This window comes from Exiguobacterium sp. SL-10 (genome assembly GCF_004337025.1).
Taxonomy (GTDB): Bacteria; Bacillota; Bacilli; order Exiguobacteriales; family Exiguobacteriaceae; genus Exiguobacterium.
Genome location: NZ_SJUP01000001.1, coordinates 163740 through 178802 on the forward strand (window position 1 = coordinate 163740; position 15063 = coordinate 178802).

Annotated in this window: 17 protein-coding genes and 1 other RNA gene; 10 read left to right on the forward strand and 8 right to left on the reverse strand. The window is 53.1% G+C overall.

All coding sequences use genetic code 11. The annotated features are described in order from the left end of the window. Positions 1–23 precede the first annotated feature (23 nt). The 3 genes from EVJ33_RS00800 to EVJ33_RS00810 form a co-directional block, all read right to left on the reverse strand. Complete coding sequence (locus EVJ33_RS00800) at positions 24–881, reverse strand: alpha/beta fold hydrolase (protein ID WP_330857548.1); 858 nt, start codon at positions 879–881, stop codon at positions 24–26. A 359-nt stretch (positions 882–1240) separates the two neighbouring features. Then, positions 1241–1423: a hypothetical protein gene (locus tag EVJ33_RS00805; RefSeq protein ID WP_161566884.1), complete on the reverse strand. Its 183-nt coding sequence runs from the start codon at positions 1421–1423 to the stop codon at positions 1241–1243. Continuing rightward, positions 1420–1770, reverse strand: coding sequence for an iron-sulfur cluster biosynthesis family protein (locus EVJ33_RS00810; protein WP_131433591.1), 351 nt, complete (start codon positions 1768–1770; stop codon positions 1420–1422). Before EVJ33_RS00810 ends, EVJ33_RS00805 begins: the two co-directional genes overlap by 4 nt. Before the next feature lie 118 nt (positions 1771–1888). Here EVJ33_RS00810 and EVJ33_RS00815 point away from each other — a divergent pair, with 118 nt between their 5' ends. Continuing rightward, complete coding sequence (locus EVJ33_RS00815; RefSeq protein WP_131433593.1) at positions 1889–3601, forward strand: ABC transporter ATP-binding protein; 1713 nt, start codon at positions 1889–1891, stop codon at positions 3599–3601. Between the two features lie 88 nt (positions 3602–3689). After that, positions 3690–4724 carry a zinc-binding dehydrogenase gene (locus tag EVJ33_RS00820; RefSeq protein ID WP_131433595.1) on the forward strand — a complete coding sequence of 345 codons (1035 nt, stop codon included), beginning with the start codon at positions 3690–3692 and terminating at the stop codon, positions 4722–4724. Between the two features lie 42 nt (positions 4725–4766). Here EVJ33_RS00820 and EVJ33_RS00825 read toward each other — a convergent pair whose 3' ends face one another. Then, positions 4767–5411 carry a YczE/YyaS/YitT family protein gene (locus EVJ33_RS00825; protein WP_131433597.1) on the reverse strand — a complete coding sequence of 215 codons (645 nt, stop codon included), beginning with the start codon at positions 5409–5411 and terminating at the stop codon, positions 4767–4769. A gap of 345 nt (positions 5412–5756) precedes the next feature. Here EVJ33_RS00825 and EVJ33_RS00830 point away from each other — a divergent pair, with 345 nt between their 5' ends. The 3 genes from EVJ33_RS00830 to EVJ33_RS00840 all read left to right on the forward strand — a co-directional run bounded on the left by EVJ33_RS00830 (position 5757) and on the right by EVJ33_RS00840 (position 8096). Then, a complete protein-coding gene (locus tag EVJ33_RS00830) occupies positions 5757–6971 on the forward strand; it encodes a DASH family cryptochrome (RefSeq protein ID WP_131433599.1) in 1215 nt (404 codons plus the stop codon). A 75-nt stretch (positions 6972–7046) separates the two neighbouring features. After that, positions 7047–7233, forward strand: a non-coding RNA gene (gene ssrS, locus EVJ33_RS00835) — 6S RNA. 95 nt (positions 7234–7328) lie between these two features. Further along, on the forward strand, positions 7329–8096 hold the full coding sequence (locus EVJ33_RS00840) for a tRNA threonylcarbamoyladenosine dehydratase (RefSeq protein WP_021066918.1): 768 nt from the start codon (positions 7329–7331) through the stop codon (positions 8094–8096). Positions 8097–8120: 24 nt separating this feature from the next. On the opposite strand, the gene EVJ33_RS00845 is transcribed toward EVJ33_RS00840, so the two are convergent. Next, positions 8121–9428, reverse strand: coding sequence for a replication-associated recombination protein A (locus EVJ33_RS00845; protein WP_131433601.1), 1308 nt, complete (start codon positions 9426–9428; stop codon positions 8121–8123). A 60-nt stretch (positions 9429–9488) separates the two neighbouring features. Here EVJ33_RS00845 and cymR point away from each other — a divergent pair, with 60 nt between their 5' ends. The 4 genes from cymR to EVJ33_RS00865 are packed head-to-tail and all read left to right on the forward strand — an operon-like array spanning position 9489 to position 12845. Then, complete coding sequence (gene cymR / locus EVJ33_RS00850; RefSeq protein ID WP_131433603.1) at positions 9489–9896, forward strand: cysteine metabolism transcriptional regulator CymR; 408 nt, start codon at positions 9489–9491, stop codon at positions 9894–9896. Positions 9897–9907: 11 nt separating this feature from the next. Further along, entirely contained in the window at positions 9908–11050 is a 1143-nt protein-coding gene (locus tag EVJ33_RS00855) for a cysteine desulfurase family protein (protein ID WP_201739643.1), read from the forward strand. A 3-nt stretch (positions 11051–11053) separates the two neighbouring features. Further along, positions 11054–12175 carry a tRNA 2-thiouridine(34) synthase MnmA gene (gene mnmA / locus EVJ33_RS00860; protein ID WP_131433607.1) on the forward strand — a complete coding sequence of 374 codons (1122 nt, stop codon included), beginning with the start codon at positions 11054–11056 and terminating at the stop codon, positions 12173–12175. A gap of 10 nt (positions 12176–12185) precedes the next feature. After that, a complete protein-coding gene (locus tag EVJ33_RS00865; RefSeq protein WP_131433609.1) occupies positions 12186–12845 on the forward strand; it encodes a tetratricopeptide repeat protein in 660 nt (219 codons plus the stop codon). A gap of 44 nt (positions 12846–12889) precedes the next feature. Here the strand turns inward: EVJ33_RS00865 and EVJ33_RS00870 are convergent, their stop codons facing one another. The 3 genes from EVJ33_RS00870 to EVJ33_RS00880 all read right to left on the reverse strand — a co-directional run bounded on the left by EVJ33_RS00870 (position 12890) and on the right by EVJ33_RS00880 (position 14219). Further along, positions 12890–13336 (reverse strand): hypothetical protein, encoded by a 447-nt coding sequence (locus EVJ33_RS00870; RefSeq protein ID WP_131433611.1) that lies wholly within the window; start codon positions 13334–13336, stop codon positions 12890–12892. Then, positions 13333–13608, reverse strand: coding sequence for a hypothetical protein (locus tag EVJ33_RS00875; RefSeq protein WP_131433613.1), 276 nt, complete (start codon positions 13606–13608; stop codon positions 13333–13335). Before EVJ33_RS00875 ends, EVJ33_RS00870 begins: the two co-directional genes overlap by 4 nt. A 62-nt stretch (positions 13609–13670) precedes the next feature. Continuing rightward, on the reverse strand, positions 13671–14219 hold the full coding sequence (locus tag EVJ33_RS00880) for a VOC family protein (protein WP_236634495.1): 549 nt from the start codon (positions 14217–14219) through the stop codon (positions 13671–13673). Between the two features lie 118 nt (positions 14220–14337). Between EVJ33_RS00880 and EVJ33_RS00885 the strand changes: the two genes are divergently transcribed. Further along, complete coding sequence (locus EVJ33_RS00885; RefSeq protein ID WP_131433617.1) at positions 14338–15024, forward strand: magnesium and cobalt transport protein CorA; 687 nt, start codon at positions 14338–14340, stop codon at positions 15022–15024. Positions 15025–15063 lie beyond the last annotated feature (39 nt).

Genomic DNA, 15063 nt, shown 5'->3' on the forward strand with positions numbered 1-15063 from the left:
CGCCGCGGCGAACCTCCTTTTGCTTACAATGAGACAGATGTGACCCAGTTTTCTTTGATTTCTTGAACGACACGATCTGGATTTTCCCAATGTAGCATGTGAGATGCTAGTGGGATGGCTTTTACGGTCGCACCGGTCAATTCAGCGAACTGACTCGATGCATCGATTTTAAAAGGCTCATCCGATTCCGGAAGCGTCGCCCGCAACAGGATCATCGAGTTTGATTGCACCTGGCTCAAAAACTCGAGCACTTCGTCACGATACATCGATCGAATGATGGCTGCACCGGTTTTACCTCTCGCGTGCCAATAGTAGCGATTGTTATAGTGCAAGGCTAGATCTTGAGCGGCCAAGTCTAAAAGTGGGGACCGTCTCGATATGCCATCGTATACTGCAATTGATTCGAATTCGTCCCATGACTCACAAAAGTCCTCAAAGTCTTTCTCGTAAAATGCAGCTTCGTTTTCAGGAGAATCTCCGCGAAGTCTTTTGCTTTGATACCCGCCATCAATTAAGATGGAGCCGTCGACACGGTGACCTTGATCAATCAAATAGTAGAGGTGAATGAAAGACCCCCAGGAATGGGAGAGGAAATAAAAACGATTCACATTGAGCATGTCGAGCACTTGATTCAGCCACTCACAAAAACGCGGGAAGTCATATGAATGGTCATCAAGGAAAGATTGGGACATCCCATGACCCGGTGCATCAATCGCGAGGATGCGGAAGTCATATTTCAATTTGTCCGCGACTTCGATGAAACTGAGTGCTGTACTGCCGAGACCGTGCAAACAAAAGATGACGGGTTTGTCACGCTCGCCCCATTCGGTGACGCGGACATCGATGTCTTGGCAGTGAATCATATAGCGTTTCAATATCACGTTCCCCCAATCGTATGTATTAAAAAAGAAGGGTCGAACAGATAGAACGACAGCTTCTCTTAGTTGTTGATAAAAACAACTCTAACGGTTCGTCCGATCAATACTAGTTTTAGATTTCCTTGACATTGTCACGACCACTACGAAAAGAATGATAGCAAGGCCAAAGCCAATATACGTGAAGTTTACAAAAAATGAAGATAGGTTATCTTGAAAACGCATACTGAACCAAACCCAAACCCCGGTGATGAAGACGCCCCAAATCGCTGTAGGATAGTTAAGAAATTTATTTTTGAACCACATGATCCATCCTCCTTTTCAAGATTGTATCATGCCGAATTAAGAGAAATGCCTTTTTTTCCTTAATTATCCATGTGTTTGCTTGTTTGTTGAAGCGCAAATCCGAACGCGAACAACGAGGCGATTACCGCCGTCATCGTATAGACAGAATCGGTGAAAGCGAGATAGATGCCGAATAGGCCGAGCCCGAAGCTGAAGATGAACAATAGCCATAGGCTCGGATGGTCTCGTAACGCTTGTTTCATGCGCTCGGCACGTTCAACTGGCAACCGGTCCCGTCGGTCACGAGCAAGTTCGAGTTGAACACTTGGCCGTTGCTTTTCAAGACGAGTGACCGTTTATCGTCTCGGTAGTCGATGATCATGTCTTCGTCTAAAAAAATCTTCGTCCAGTTTTTGATGAGGATCGGACCGACGTTCGAGTCGATCTCGACGTCTTCAGGCGTCGTCTCGGTCACGTAGCGAATCTCGAAGATGCCGCTATTGCCGCAGCCGCAACCTTCCGTCTCATAAAACAAGTGCATCTGTCCGTCACGGTCGCCTTTTAAGGCGTTAATGCGCTCTTTCGCGCGTTCTGTAATTTGTACGTTCATATGAATCACTCCTTAACTCTATTATACCCTGCTTGAAAAAAGATTGAAAAAGACGTGCTTCCCGTTTTCCACTTCCTGCAAAAAGGCGTAAACTATTTGTTTAGAAGGGGGAAACGACATGATGTCACGTTTTTTTAGTTATTACCGTCCACATAAGAAGTTATTCATCCTCGATTTCTCGTTCGCCATCCTCGTCGGCCTGCTCGAGCTCGGGTTTCCGCTCGCCGTGCAATGGTTCATCGATGACCTGTTGCCGGGTGGGGAATGGAACTGGATTATCATTATCAGCATCGGCTTGCTCATCCTTTACATACTTGCCATGATGATGCAGTACGTCGTCAACTATTGGGGACATAAGCTCGGGATCAATATCGAGACCGATATGCGAGAAGAGCTGTTCACCCATATCCACAAACAATCGTTCCGTTTCTTTGACAACCATAAGACCGGCCATTTGATGAGTCGGGTGACGAACGACTTGTTCGATATCGGCGAAGTGGCGCACCACGGGCCTGAAGATTTCTTCATCGCCATCATGACGCTCCTCGGTGCGTTCGGGATCATGTTCTCGATCGACCCGCAACTCGCGCTCGTGACGGTCGTCGCCGTCCCGTTCCTCGTCATCATGATCACGTATGCCAACAAAAACATGAATAAGGCGTGGCAAAAAATGTACACAAACATCGGCGAAGTGAACGCCCGCGTCGAGGACAGCGTCTCTGGAGCGCGCGTCGTCCAGTCGTTCACGAACGAGACGTTCGAAATCAACCGCTTCCAGAAAGATAACAACTTCTACCGTGGTTCGAAAATCGAGGCGTACCGGGTCATGAGTAAGTCGCTCGCCGGGATTTACATCACGACGCGGCTCATGACGTTGCTCGTCCTTGTCTATGGTGCCTATTTGACGTATCAAGGGCAACTGTCTTACGGGCAGCTCGTCGGGTTCATCCTCTATATGAACTTGCTGATCAAGCCGATCGAGAAAATCACGGCGCTTCTCGAGATGTACCCGAAAGGGATGGCCGGCTTTAAACGATTCACGCAGCTGCTTGACGAGGCACCGGACATCGAGAACCGTCCGGACGCCGTCGACGTCACGACGCTGAAAGGCGATATCGCCTTCCAAAACGTCTCGTTCGGCTACTCGGACTATCGGCAAGTGTTGACCGACATCGACCTCGACATCAAGTCGGGTACGACGGTCGCCCTCGTCGGGACGAGCGGAGCCGGGAAGACGACGATTTGTTCGCTCATCCCGCGTTTCTATGACGTGACGAGCGGTGCCATCACGATTGACGGCATGGACATCCGCAATATGACGAAAGAGAGCCTGCGCCGTCAAATCGGCATCGTGCAACAGGATGTGTTCTTGTTCGCGGGAACGCTCCGTGAGAATATCGCTTACGGGAAATTGGACGCGACGGACGAAGAAATCCTTCATGCGGTCGAGAAGGCGCATTTGAACTCGCTCGTCGACGAATTGCAGTACGGTCTCGATACACAAATCGGGGAGCGCGGCTTGAAACTGTCGGGCGGACAGAAACAACGGATCGCCATCGCCCGGATGTTCTTGAAGAACCCACCGATTTTGATTTTAGATGAGGCAACGTCCGCGCTCGATACGGAGACGGAAGCGATCATTCAAGACTCGCTCAATGAGCTCGCGGCCGACCGGACGACGCTCATTATCGCGCACCGCTTGGCGACGGTGAAAAATGCCGACCGTATCCTCGTCGTCACCGCTGACGGCATCGTCGAGGACGGGACGCACGATGAATTGAGCACAAAAGGCGGCGTGTTCGCCGGATTGCTCAGACGCCAACAACTATAAACGTCGAACAGCCACCAGATTTTTGGTGGCTGTTGTGTGTGAGTGGGGTATAGACAAGGAATGATTGTAATGAGGAGGAAAACAATTGATGAAAGCTGTACAGGTCATCGGTTATGGTGACGTCGATCAATTACAAGTCGTCGATGTTCCGATTCCGAGCCCGAAACAAGGAGAAGTGCTCGTGCGCGTGAAGGCGTGCGGGGTCAACAATACAGAGATATGGATGCGAGAAGGCGCGTATGGGACGGACAAAGAGTCCGGCTGGCGACCGGAAGGGGTCCAGTTTCCACGGATCCCGGGTTCCGATATCACGGGCGAAGTCGTGGAGGTCGGCAGTGGGGTCGAGGAGACGATGGTGGGCCGTCGTGTCATTTTGTTCCCGTTCACGTCGAGCGGAGCGGGCGGAGAAGAGCATATCGCTGACGATATGTCGTTCATCGGCTCCGAATACGACGGCGGCTATGCCGAATACGTCGCTTGGCCGGCCACGCTCTGCTACGACATGCCGCTCGACAGTTTTGTCGATAGCGCCGTCTTCACGGTGAGCGGGTTGACGGCGTGGCATATGAACGAACAGATTGAGATTCAGCCGGGGCAGACGATCGTCGTCACCGGTGCGAGCGGCGGGGTCGGGTCGTTCAACGTTCAAATCGCGGCGAATGTGCATGGCGCGAACGTGTTCGCCGTCGTCGGTGACTTGAAAGATGAAGCGAAGCTGAAAGAGCTCGGGGCGAGTCATGTCTTTTCATACCGGTCCGAGACGCTTGCCGATGAGATTCTGGAGACGAACGGAGGACCGGTCGATGCCGTACTTGATGTCGTCGGTGACGCCTTGTTCGCAACATCGCTCGAGGTGCTAAAGAACGGGGGCAAGTTCTGCATCTCTGGTTCGGCCGGGGGACAACAGACCCACCTCGATTTTCGGACGATGTATTTGAAACATATCACCATGTACGGCTCCGTGCTCGGCACACGGTCCGAGTTCCAAGCGATGCTCGAGGCGATTGAAGCCGAGAAGATTCGCCCCATCATCGATCGGACGTTCCCGCTCGTTGAGGCAAGGGACGCGCAGACATACTTCAAGCAACGAGGCAAGTTCGGAAAAATCGTACTCGTCCCATAACGAAAAGAGAGGAGACCGGACTTTGTCCGATTTCCTCTCTTTTTATGCCACGACCTTCGCCCGGTCGATGACCGAGACGAGGCGCCGGAACTGTTCGAGCCAAAACTGGAAGAACGGGCCGATCAAAAAGATCGACAGTACCGTTCCGAAGAAGACCGGTCCACCAAGTATCCAGCCGATCAAGCAAGCCGTTAGTTCCATCCACGTCCGCATCATGCGGACCGACGTGTTGAAGCGGTCGGCCAAGGCGAGTGTTAATCCGTCCCGTGGGCCGGCCCCGTAACCGATGGCGACGTACAAACCGGCACCCATGCCGATGACGAAGATGCCAAGAATGAGCCAGGCGATATTGAGCGCGATGCCGTCAAGCTGCGGCAACCAATGATGGTCGAGGATCAAGTTCATGAACACCCCGACGAAGACGGCGTTGACAAGCGTCCCGAACTGGGGTCGGATCCGGTCCAGTATGTACTTGCAGAGGACGAGCAAAAGACCGACGAGCAAAATGATCGTCCCGACAGAGATCGGAGTATGGCGGGCGAGGCCGAGATGGAGCACGTCCCACGTCGAGACGCCGAGGTCGGCCGTGATCATCATCGACGACCCGAGGGCGAGCAGGAACAGACCACTCATGAATAACGCCCACTTCAAACTGATTCGTAAAGATTGTACCCATACCGCGTGCATGATGGTCGCCTCGATTCCCTAAAATGTTCCATCATCATATCATATCTGGTTTCAACGGAAGAAAAAAACGCCTCGGACGAAGTCCGAAGCGCTTTGCTCACTTTTTAGGTGTCGATGCTTTTTTTGCTTTGTTCTTTTTATAGTAATCGTAGACGAACGGTGCGACCGCCGTCGCGACTTTAATGAGTGTACCGAATTTACCTTTTCTAGCCATGTTGCTGCACCCCTTTCTGTTTCTAATGATGTATATTCCACCCGTTGCGGAATTGAAAACATATTTTGGACAGCTTCATCTTATGTATGACCAGCATCTATGACCCATAATGAGGTCAGGAGGCGAAATCAATGAAGACGATTATCTGGTATCAAAACGATTTACGGGTCGACGACCATCGTCCGCTCGAGGAGGCGCTCCGGCACGAGGATACGATTGAAGGGCATTACTTCATCCGCGAAGATGAGCTCTCGGAGAACCGATTCGGACATACCTCGCTAGGACCACGGCGGCTCCAATTTTTGAACGAGTCACTCGACGACTTGGCCGGTTCGCTCACAGCGCTCGGTATTCCACTGTTCGTCCATGTCGGCCATCCGCTCGACGTACTCGACTTGACCGACCGGCTGTTGTTCCAACGGTCGATCGGTTATAACGAACGGCTGCGCGAACAAGAGGTCGTGTCCGCGTGGCAAGGCGAACGTCAGGCGTTCGACGGATTCACGCTCTATCCACGGGAAGAGGTTCCGTTCGAGAAACTGCCATTTCTGTTTACCGAGTTCCGCAAGGCGATGGAACAAAAGGCGCGTCCAGAACGATTGATTGAGCGGTCGAGTGAAGGCCTTCCGTGTCCTGTCAATTTTCCGGTCGCCTATGAGCGCAAGCAATTGGACGAACGGTCCGCGTTCCCGTTCAAAGGAGGGGAACTGGCCGGGCGGGAGCGTCTCGCCGTGTATTTGGCAGGCCCGGTCCGGACGTATAAAGAGACACGGAACGGCTTCGGGGTTGACGACTCGTCGAAGCTGTCGGCTTACCTCGCCAACGGCTCATTGTCACCGCGCCGTATCCTGTCTGACCTAGAGGCGCATGAGCGGGGGAACGGGTCGAACGAGTCGACGTATTGGCTCTATTTTGAACTGCTCTGGCGCGAGTTCTTTCAATGGGTCGCACTCGAGCAAGGCAAACGACTGTTCCGCGCCCAAGGCATCCGTTCGAAATCGAAGACATGGCGCGTCGATGAGGACGTCATCGCACGTTGGCAAGCGGGTGAGACGGGCGTTGATTTCGTCGATGCGTTCATGCGTGAATTAAATGAGACGGGGTGGATGTCGAACCGGGGCCGTCAAATTGTCGCGAGTTACTTCGCAAAAGAACTCGGACAAGACTGGCGCATCGGTGCGTCCTATTTCGAATCGATGCTCATCGACTATGACGTGGCGAGCAATACCGGTAATTGGGCGTACCAGGCAGGTGTCGGCAACGACTCACGAGATCGCCGTTTCAACATCGCGCGACAACAAGATACGTACGACCCGACTGGTGCGTTTCGTAACAGCTGGTTGTGACGAAACTGTCATGCAAAGTCAGCGTTTCTGATTGACTTCTTTTTACAGACAGTGCTATAGTAAGGTCAACAGATGGGATACCTGAGGTGTACGAGAGCCGCCTTCGTTATTTTGAGCCAACACTTTGAATACGGGAGACCGAACTGCCATCCAGATCAACTGCCTCATCACGTGCAGGAGGACTTGTGAAGGGGACGCTAGGTCACCCACCTGCTTAAGCAGGTTCAAAAGCAGGGCATCGTCACGGCACTCCGGGCCCCATCGATTTTATTTGTAAAACGTCGCTAGACGTCTTTTTTTTGATTATAATTCCGAGTAAAATAGTGTGAGAAAATAGAATTAATTTGGAGGAAGAGTATGTTACACCAGTTTTCACGTAATGAGTTAGCCATCGGTCAAGAAGGTTTAGAAGCATTAAAAGGAAAGACGGTCGCCATCCTCGGTGTCGGCGGTGTCGGTTCGTTCGCGGCCGAAGCACTCGCCCGGAGCGGTGTCGGACGCATCGTCCTCGTCGATAAGGACGACATCGACATCACGAACGTCAACCGCCAAATCCATGCGCTCTTGTCGACGGTCGGGCAACCGAAAGTCGAGGCGATGGGAACACGTCTCCTCGATATCAACCCAGAGCTCGAACTCGTCAAACTAAAAATGTTTTATACAGAAGAGACGTTTGAAGAGTTCTTCGCCCAAGACCTTGATTTCGTCATCGACGCCTCGGATACGATCATCTATAAGATTCATTTGATTGTCGAGTGCAAACGCCGGGGCATCCCGGTCATCTCAAGCATGGGTATGGCCAACAAGATGGACCCGACGCGTATCAAAGTCGTCGACATCAAGGACACGACGTATGACCCGATCGCGAAGATGGTCCGGACGCGTCTCCGCAAAGAGCGCATCCATAAAGGCGTTCCGGTCGTCTTCTCCGACGAGTCACCGATCGTGACACGCGAAGATGTGAACGAGGTCGTCGGCAAAAAAGACGCCCCGATCCGTAAAGCCAAGATGCCACCGAGTTCGAACGCGTTCGTCCCGTCGGTCGCAGGGCTCGTCGCTGCCGGCTATGTCATCAATCAAATGCTCGAGACAGCGGGTGTCGAGATCAACCGCATCCAGAAATGAAAAAACGACGCCGGCTCAAAAGAGTCAGCGTCGTTTTTCCCAATAGTCGAGCCGTTTTTGGAGCTGTTGCTCGAAGCCACGGCTCGTCGGCGTATAATATTTAGGACGTTTCCGGGCCAAGTTCTCCGGCCAATAGTTTTGCGGGACGTACCCGTCTTTCTCGTCGTGCGGGTATTTGTAACCGGCGCCGTTGCCGAGCTCGCGGGCACCCGGGCTGTGCGCATCGCGGAGATGGACCGGGACCGGACCGCCTTCGACCGTGCGGACGTGATGCATCGCCTTGTCGATGGCGGTGATGACCGCATTCGACTTTGGTGCCGTCGCGAGATAAAGGACGGCCTGGGCCATCGGGATGCGTGCTTCCGGGAAGCCCACATGTTCGCTCGCGCGAGCGGCGGCATCGACGATGACGAGCGCGTTCGGGTCGCTAAGACCGATATCCTCGGCCGCATGCACGTAGAGACGGCGCATGATAAAGCGCGGCGATTCGCCGGCCTCAATCATGACCGCGAGCCAGTATAGGGCCGCATCCGGGTCAGAACCACGGATCGACTTGATGAACGCCGAGATGACGTCGTAATGTCGATCACCCGTCTTGTCGTATTTGATCGCCTTTTGTTGAATCGACTCTTCGGCGACTTCGAGCGTGATCTCGATTGCCCCGTCGACTTCAGGTGTCGTCAACACGGCCAGTTCGAGCGCGTTCAACAATACACGGTAGTCACCGTCCGCCATTTTGATATAATGGTCCACGGCGGCTTCTTCAATCTTGACCGGATAATTGCCGAGTCCTTTCTTGTCGGACAAGGCTCGCTCCAAGACGACGCGCAGTTCGTCTGGTCCAGGCGGTTCGAGCCGAAACACGGTCGCGCGCGATAATAACGCCGCGTTGACCTCAAAACTCGGGTTTTCGGTCGTCGCCCCGATCAAGATGAGCTTGCCGGCCTCGAGTGCCGGGAGCAACGCGTCTTGTTGCAGTTTATTGAAACGATGAATCTCGTCTAAAAATAAAATCGTTCGTTCTTGTTCAAAGTCGAACCGGGACTCGGCCTCACGGATGACGCTTCTGAGCTCATCGAGTTTGGCCGTGACGGCGTTCAATTGGACGAACGTCGCTTTCGTATAATTCGAAATGACGCGGGCGAGCGTCGTCTTGCCCGTTCCCGGCGGTCCGTACAAGATAATCGTGCCGAGGCGGTCGGCCTCGATGGCCCGGCGCAACAACTTGCCTTCGCCGATGATGTGGCGTTGACCGATGACTTCGTCTAACGTTTCAGGCCGCATCCGGTTGGCGAGCGGGCCGCTATTCGATTGCTGAAATAAATCACTCATACGTACACATTCCTTTCGACAAACGTTTGTTCGATTAGTATAGCAGAAGGAGACATGAAGATGAAAATATCTACAAAAGGTCGTTATGGATTGACGATCATGATCGCATTGGCCCGGGAAACGGACAATAAACCGCTCAGCCTGAAAAAGATCGCGGCCCGTCACGACTTGCCGGAACATTACTTAGAACAGTTGATCGGTCCACTCCGCAATGGCGGACTCGTCAAGAGCGTCCGTGGGGCGTACGGCGGTTATCAGCTCGTCAAACCGGCGACAGACATCACGGCAGGGGAAATCATCCGCCTGCTCGAAGGGCCGCTCATGATCGTCGAAGACTCGGAAGCGGACGATGCCGTGAAACGGAAGCTTTGGGATAAAATCAAAGCCGCGATCGAGAAAGTGCTCGAAGAGACGACACTTGCCGATCTCGCTGAAGAAGATTCAGACGGCTATATGTTCTATATTTAAAGGTGAGGTGAATGAACATGAATTACTTTGATCATGCCGCAACGACGCCGATGCGCGCCGAAGTGCTCGAAGCGATGACACCCTATTTGCTCGAGCAATACGGGAACCCGTCAAGCATCCACGGCATCGGCCGGACGGCTCGCGCCGCGTTAGACGCTTCGCGCCGGACACTTGCCACGTGGATCGGGGCGACCCCGAACGAGATCGTCTTCACGTCGGGTGGGACCGAGTCGGACAATTACGCATTGTTTGGTACGGTGTACGCGAATCAACATAAAGGCAAACATGTGATCACGACGAAAATCGAGCATCACGCCGTCTTGCACGCGATGGAGCAACTCGAACGGGAAGGTTTCGACGTGACGTATCTCGATGTCGATGAGACGGGTGCGGTGACGCTTGAGTCCGTCCGCGATGCGCTTCGAGACGACACGATCCTCGTCTCGGTCATGTACGGAAACAATGAGGTCGGCACGATTCAGCCGATTGAACAAATCGGAGCGCTTCTCGCCGACCATCAGGCTTATTTCCATACGGACGCTGTCCAAGCGCTCGGTACGGAAACGATTGACGTCAAGGTGCTCGGTATCGATTTATTGTCGGCCTCGGCCCATAAAATCAATGGCCCGAAAGGTATCGGTTTTCTTTTTATAAAAACAGGTGTAAAATTAGCGACGCGTTCTTTTGGAGGACAACAAGAACGGAAACGTCGAGCCGGCACGGAAAACGTCCCGGGTGCCGTCGGGTTCCAACAAGCAGCCGAACTGGCCAAAATCGAACGGGCCGAACGGGTGAACGTCTACCAACAGATGGCTGAGGCGCTCTTCGGGCGACTCGATGAACTCGGAGTCGAGTATGACGTGAACGGGGCGAACCGCTTGCCGCACATCGTCAACTTGTATCTCCCGGGCATCGAGCTCGAACCGTTCCTCATCATGATGGACATGCGTGGCTTCGCCATCTCGAGCGGCAGTGCCTGTACGGCCGGGTCGATTGAGCCGTCACACGTATTGACGGCGATGTTTGGGACGTCGGACCGGACGAAACAGTCCGTCCGCATCAGCTTTGGACACGGTAACTCGGTCGAAGACGTGGAGCGGCTCGCCGAACGACTTTCTGAAGTCGTCTCGACATTCACGAACGGAGTGAGATAAAACATGAACTTACGCACAAAAGCCCCTGCCGAGACGACGGTCGTCGTCGGGATGTCAGGTGGCGTCGATTCATCGGTGACGGCCCATTTGCTCAAAGAGCAGGGCTATAACGTCATCGGAATCTTTATGAAAAACTGGGATGATACGGACGAAAACGGTGTCTGTACGGCGACGGAAGACTATGAAGACGTCATCGCGGTCGCGAACCAAATCGGAATTCCGTATTATGCGGTCAACTTCGAGAAAGAATATTGGGATCGCGTCTTCGAATATTTCTTGGCCGAGTACCGCCTCGGACGGACGCCGAATCCGGACGTCATGTGTAACAAGGAAATCAAATTCAAAGCGTTCCTTGATCACGCACTACGCCTCGGGGCCGACTTCGTTGCGACCGGACATTATGCACGGGTCGAGTACGTCGACGGTGAGCATCGACTCTTGCGTGGGAAAGATGACAATAAAGACCAAACGTACTTCTTGAACCAATTGTCACAAGATCAACTCGCGCGGACGATGTTCCCAATCGGACACATGGACAAAAAAGACGTCCGTGTCATCGCTGAAGAAGCGGGACTCGCGACAGCGAAGAAAAAAGATTCGACGGGCATCTGCTTCATCGGAGAGCGCAACTTCAAAGAGTTCCTCTCGGAGTATTTGCCGTCACAACCAGGCATCATGCAGACGCTCGATGGAGAACAAAAAGGAAACCATGACGGGCTCATGTATTACACGCTCGGTCAACGCCACGGCCTCGGCATCGGCGGCGACGGGGACCCATGGTTCGTCGTCGGCAAAAACGTCGAAGAAAATATTTTGTACGTCTGCCAAGGGTTCCATCACGACGCGCTCTATTCGGACGCGTTGCTCGCATCGAAACTGTCATGGACAGGCGCCGTCCCAACAGGGGAGTTCCGGGCGACGGCGAAATTCCGCTACCGTCAACAAGACGTGCCTGTGACGATCGCACCACTTGAAAATGGCGAAGTGCTCGTCAAATTTGATGAGCCACAACGTGCAATCACGCCAGGCCAGGCGGTCGTCTTCTATGACGGCGACATCTGCCTCGGCGGTGCGACGATTGACGAAGCGTATCGAAACGGAAAACGACTCGACTATATCGGATGAGGTGATGAGGATGAACGCAAACGAATTAGGCATCCAAGCGATGCAAGAAGGTGAGTTCGAACAAGCTGCCAAGCAGTTCAACGCTGCCATCGAGGCGAACCCGACGGACCCGACCGGTTACGTCAATATGGGCACGCTCTTGCAAGCAATCGGTGACCATGAACGGGCTGTCGTCTTTTACGACAAAGCACTCGAACTCGACAACGCGTTCGGCGCGGCCCATTATGCGAAAGGTGCGCTCGCCTATGAGCTCGAACAGCTCGACTTGGCCGAGGCATCGCTTCGTCAGGCGCTCCTTGCCGGGATGGATGACGCCGACCTGCATTTCATGCTCGGTTTGACGTACAAGGCGATGGGCGACTTCGTCCGGGCGTTGCCACGTCTCCGTGAAGCGATGAAGCAGGCACCGGAAGACGTCGAGATTTCATTCCAGCACGGGCTCGCGCTCGCACAGAACGAACAGCTCGACTTGGCCGTCGAAGCGCTCGAGCATACGCTCGACCTCGACGCGAGCCATACAGACGCCCGCTACAACTTGGCGATCGCCTACGCGTTCCTCGGTGAACAAGACAAGACGTACGCCGAGCTTGAGCGTGTGCTCGAGTTGCAACCGGACCATGCGCTCGCGTATGACGCGAAAGCGAAAATGGATGAATTGCTCGGTAACTAAATGAATAAAGCGCTTCTCGCAGTTTTTGCGAGAAGCGCTTTTTGTTAGTCCCAATAATGAAAAATGACGTTACCGACCGTCTCTGGTTTCCAATATTTGATTTCTCCGCGTTCCGCTTTGTTCAGAAACGGCTGTAGCGACAAATCGAACCGCTCATTCAACTCCGCCGCTGACGGAATCTGATAGGTGTCAGGAAACATGTCGGTCAGTTCGGGTACATCGATGTACTCGTACTCAAATGGTTCGAGTTTGGAGATGCCGATGACAGGATAGTTTCTGCTGAGAAGCACATACATAGTTTGCTCACTCCAGGTGATCGTCGCCTGGTGATAATTCGGAGTGATTTCGTCCCCAATAGTAAAGGAACAGATTCCTCGTTTCATTCGAGTGAACTCAAAACAAATCGATTTGAACGTCTTCCAATCCGACCCTGGGGCGGAACAGTCGCCGTATGAAAAGCCGGTGATACATTCCGGTAGAGTGAGCGTCATGTCGACACCTCCCCGATGACCCAAATCAAAAAATTAAAAGTCATCAATACCAGTGTGCCGGCGAGCGCGATGTAGTTCCACAAAACACCTTTTCCGGATTTAGCTTGTCGTACACCATCGATCAAGATCAGGAAACTCGTCCCGAATGAGACGAGCGTCAACGCTGCAAACGAAGTGGGGCGGTCGAGCGTAGGAAACGCATCGATGACGAAATAGAGTCCGAGCGTAAGCAAGGTTAACCCAATCATGATCAGAAGTGGGAAGAAACGCATAAGGCACAACCTTTTCCATTTTCTCTCATCTTATCATGTGGATTGTCGAGCGTACATGTGAATCAAAGTTGCTTCGTTGTGATTTTTACCGGCTCGCCAGCAAATTCGCCGTACGCTTCGTCCATGTTTTTCGTATACAGTTCGATGACGTTCTTGCTCGGGTCTTTGAAGTAAGCCGAGCGCTCTTTACCGTTGGCCGTCTCGTCCTCGTCCCACGTCCGTAGTTTTGTCGGGATGTTCGACGCCTCTAACACTTCGAGCGCTTGGTCAAACGACTCCATCGGAACGAAAAATGCGCAGTGGACATGGGCGCCACCCTCGTCATAGAGCGTATCCCACTCGGTCACGTCCTCTTGGCGATTCGATTCTTCTTCTGAAGTGAAATCTCGTTTAAGCCAAAGGCCGAGGCGCGTGTTCCCGCCGACGTAGAGCCACGTCGCCCAAGGTTCGTCCGCGTGCTCCTGTGCCGCACTCGGCTCGGCATCATCACCGACCCATTGCTCGACGACGGGCAGTCCGAGTTTGCCGTGCCAAAAGTCGACGGCCTCCATCATGTCGGTCACTTCTAATACAAGCTCACATAAGCCACTGATTGGAATACGTTTCGTCATACATAGTCCCTCCTTCATAGGTTCACTCGAACAGTTCCCGCTTTGATTCGACGAAAAACGTGCATAGCCGTCCGAATGTTCGGGAAATGGATTAGCAATGTGAGAGGGGAGAAGATTTATGCGGATGTTTAGTTTGATCAGTGTCGTTATCTTTTTCATCATCGAATGGTTCATGCTCGGTCGTCTGTTCGCGGCCATCGACGAACGTTTAGCGACGGGCGAATGGACAAACAATCTCTTGTTCCAAGTCGTCGTCGAGTCGGAGCGGGCGATGACCGTCTTGTTTCTCTTGTTCGCGACGTTTTTCGTGCTCAGCATCATCATGCATTGGGTATTGTCGGCGAACAAGTCCTGGTCTGTGACGTTTGGTACGGTCGGTGTAGCCTGGGTCGTCCCGGCCCTGCTCGCACTTGTAGCTTGGTTCATCCCGAACCCGTACGTCCAGCTCGTGATGGTCCTATTACAACTGACGTTCATCCCGCTCATCCCGTTCATCGGACAGACGGTACGGCTCGGCCATGTCCTGCTCAACTGGGGCGTCCATGTCGTGGCCACAGCCATCGTCCTATTCGTCCAATGGTCATCGATCGAGCAATTGTTTCGCATCGAGCAGACTGAGCTGTTTGAACGGCTCGAAGGATACGTCAACTCGGGAGAGTTGGAACGGTTCGAGCGGTTACTTGAAACCATTGATGTGGAACAACTCGAACGAATCTTGAACCGGATTGATGTCGATCAATTGATTCGGATTCTCGAACGGGTCGATCTCGACCAGCTTGAGCGCATCCTTAACCTGTTCAGTTAGGCGATTTGTCCTATCGTTTCAACTCGGGCTATAATGGGG

Bases quoted from the DNA above. Each gene is read 5' to 3' on its own strand.
- EVJ33_RS00820 (WP_131433595.1), top strand. From the start codon at position 3,690: ATGAAAGCTGTACAGGTCATCGGTTATGGTGACGTCGATCAATTACAA.
- EVJ33_RS00845 (WP_131433601.1), bottom strand. From the start codon at position 9,428: ATGAGTGATTTATTTCAGCAATCGAATAGCGGCCCGCTCGCCAACCGG.
- EVJ33_RS00875 (WP_131433613.1), bottom strand. From the start codon at position 13,608: ATGCGTTTCTTCCCACTTCTGATCATGATTGGGTTAACCTTGCTTACG.
- EVJ33_RS00870 (WP_131433611.1), bottom strand. From the start codon at position 13,336: ATGACGCTCACTCTACCGGAATGTATCACCGGCTTTTCATACGGCGAC.
- EVJ33_RS00810 (WP_131433591.1), bottom strand. From the start codon at position 1,770: ATGAACGTACAAATTACAGAACGCGCGAAAGAGCGCATTAACGCCTTA.
- EVJ33_RS00815 (WP_131433593.1), top strand. From the start codon at position 1,889: ATGATGTCACGTTTTTTTAGTTATTACCGTCCACATAAGAAGTTATTC.
- cymR (WP_131433603.1), top strand. From the start codon at position 9,489: ATGAAAATATCTACAAAAGGTCGTTATGGATTGACGATCATGATCGCA.
- EVJ33_RS00865 (WP_131433609.1), top strand. From the start codon at position 12,186: ATGAACGCAAACGAATTAGGCATCCAAGCGATGCAAGAAGGTGAGTTC.
- mnmA (WP_131433607.1), top strand. From the start codon at position 11,054: ATGAACTTACGCACAAAAGCCCCTGCCGAGACGACGGTCGTCGTCGGG.
- EVJ33_RS00830 (WP_131433599.1), top strand. From the start codon at position 5,757: ATGAAGACGATTATCTGGTATCAAAACGATTTACGGGTCGACGACCAT.
- EVJ33_RS00805 (WP_161566884.1), bottom strand. From the start codon at position 1,423: ATGAAACAAGCGTTACGAGACCATCCGAGCCTATGGCTATTGTTCATC.
- EVJ33_RS00880 (WP_236634495.1), bottom strand. From the start codon at position 14,219: ATGACGAAACGTATTCCAATCAGTGGCTTATGTGAGCTTGTATTAGAA.
- EVJ33_RS00855 (WP_201739643.1), top strand. From the start codon at position 9,908: ATGAACATGAATTACTTTGATCATGCCGCAACGACGCCGATGCGCGCC.
- EVJ33_RS00825 (WP_131433597.1), bottom strand. From the start codon at position 5,411: ATGCACGCGGTATGGGTACAATCTTTACGAATCAGTTTGAAGTGGGCG.
- EVJ33_RS00840 (WP_021066918.1), top strand. From the start codon at position 7,329: ATGTTACACCAGTTTTCACGTAATGAGTTAGCCATCGGTCAAGAAGGT.
- EVJ33_RS00885 (WP_131433617.1), top strand. From the start codon at position 14,338: ATGCGGATGTTTAGTTTGATCAGTGTCGTTATCTTTTTCATCATCGAA.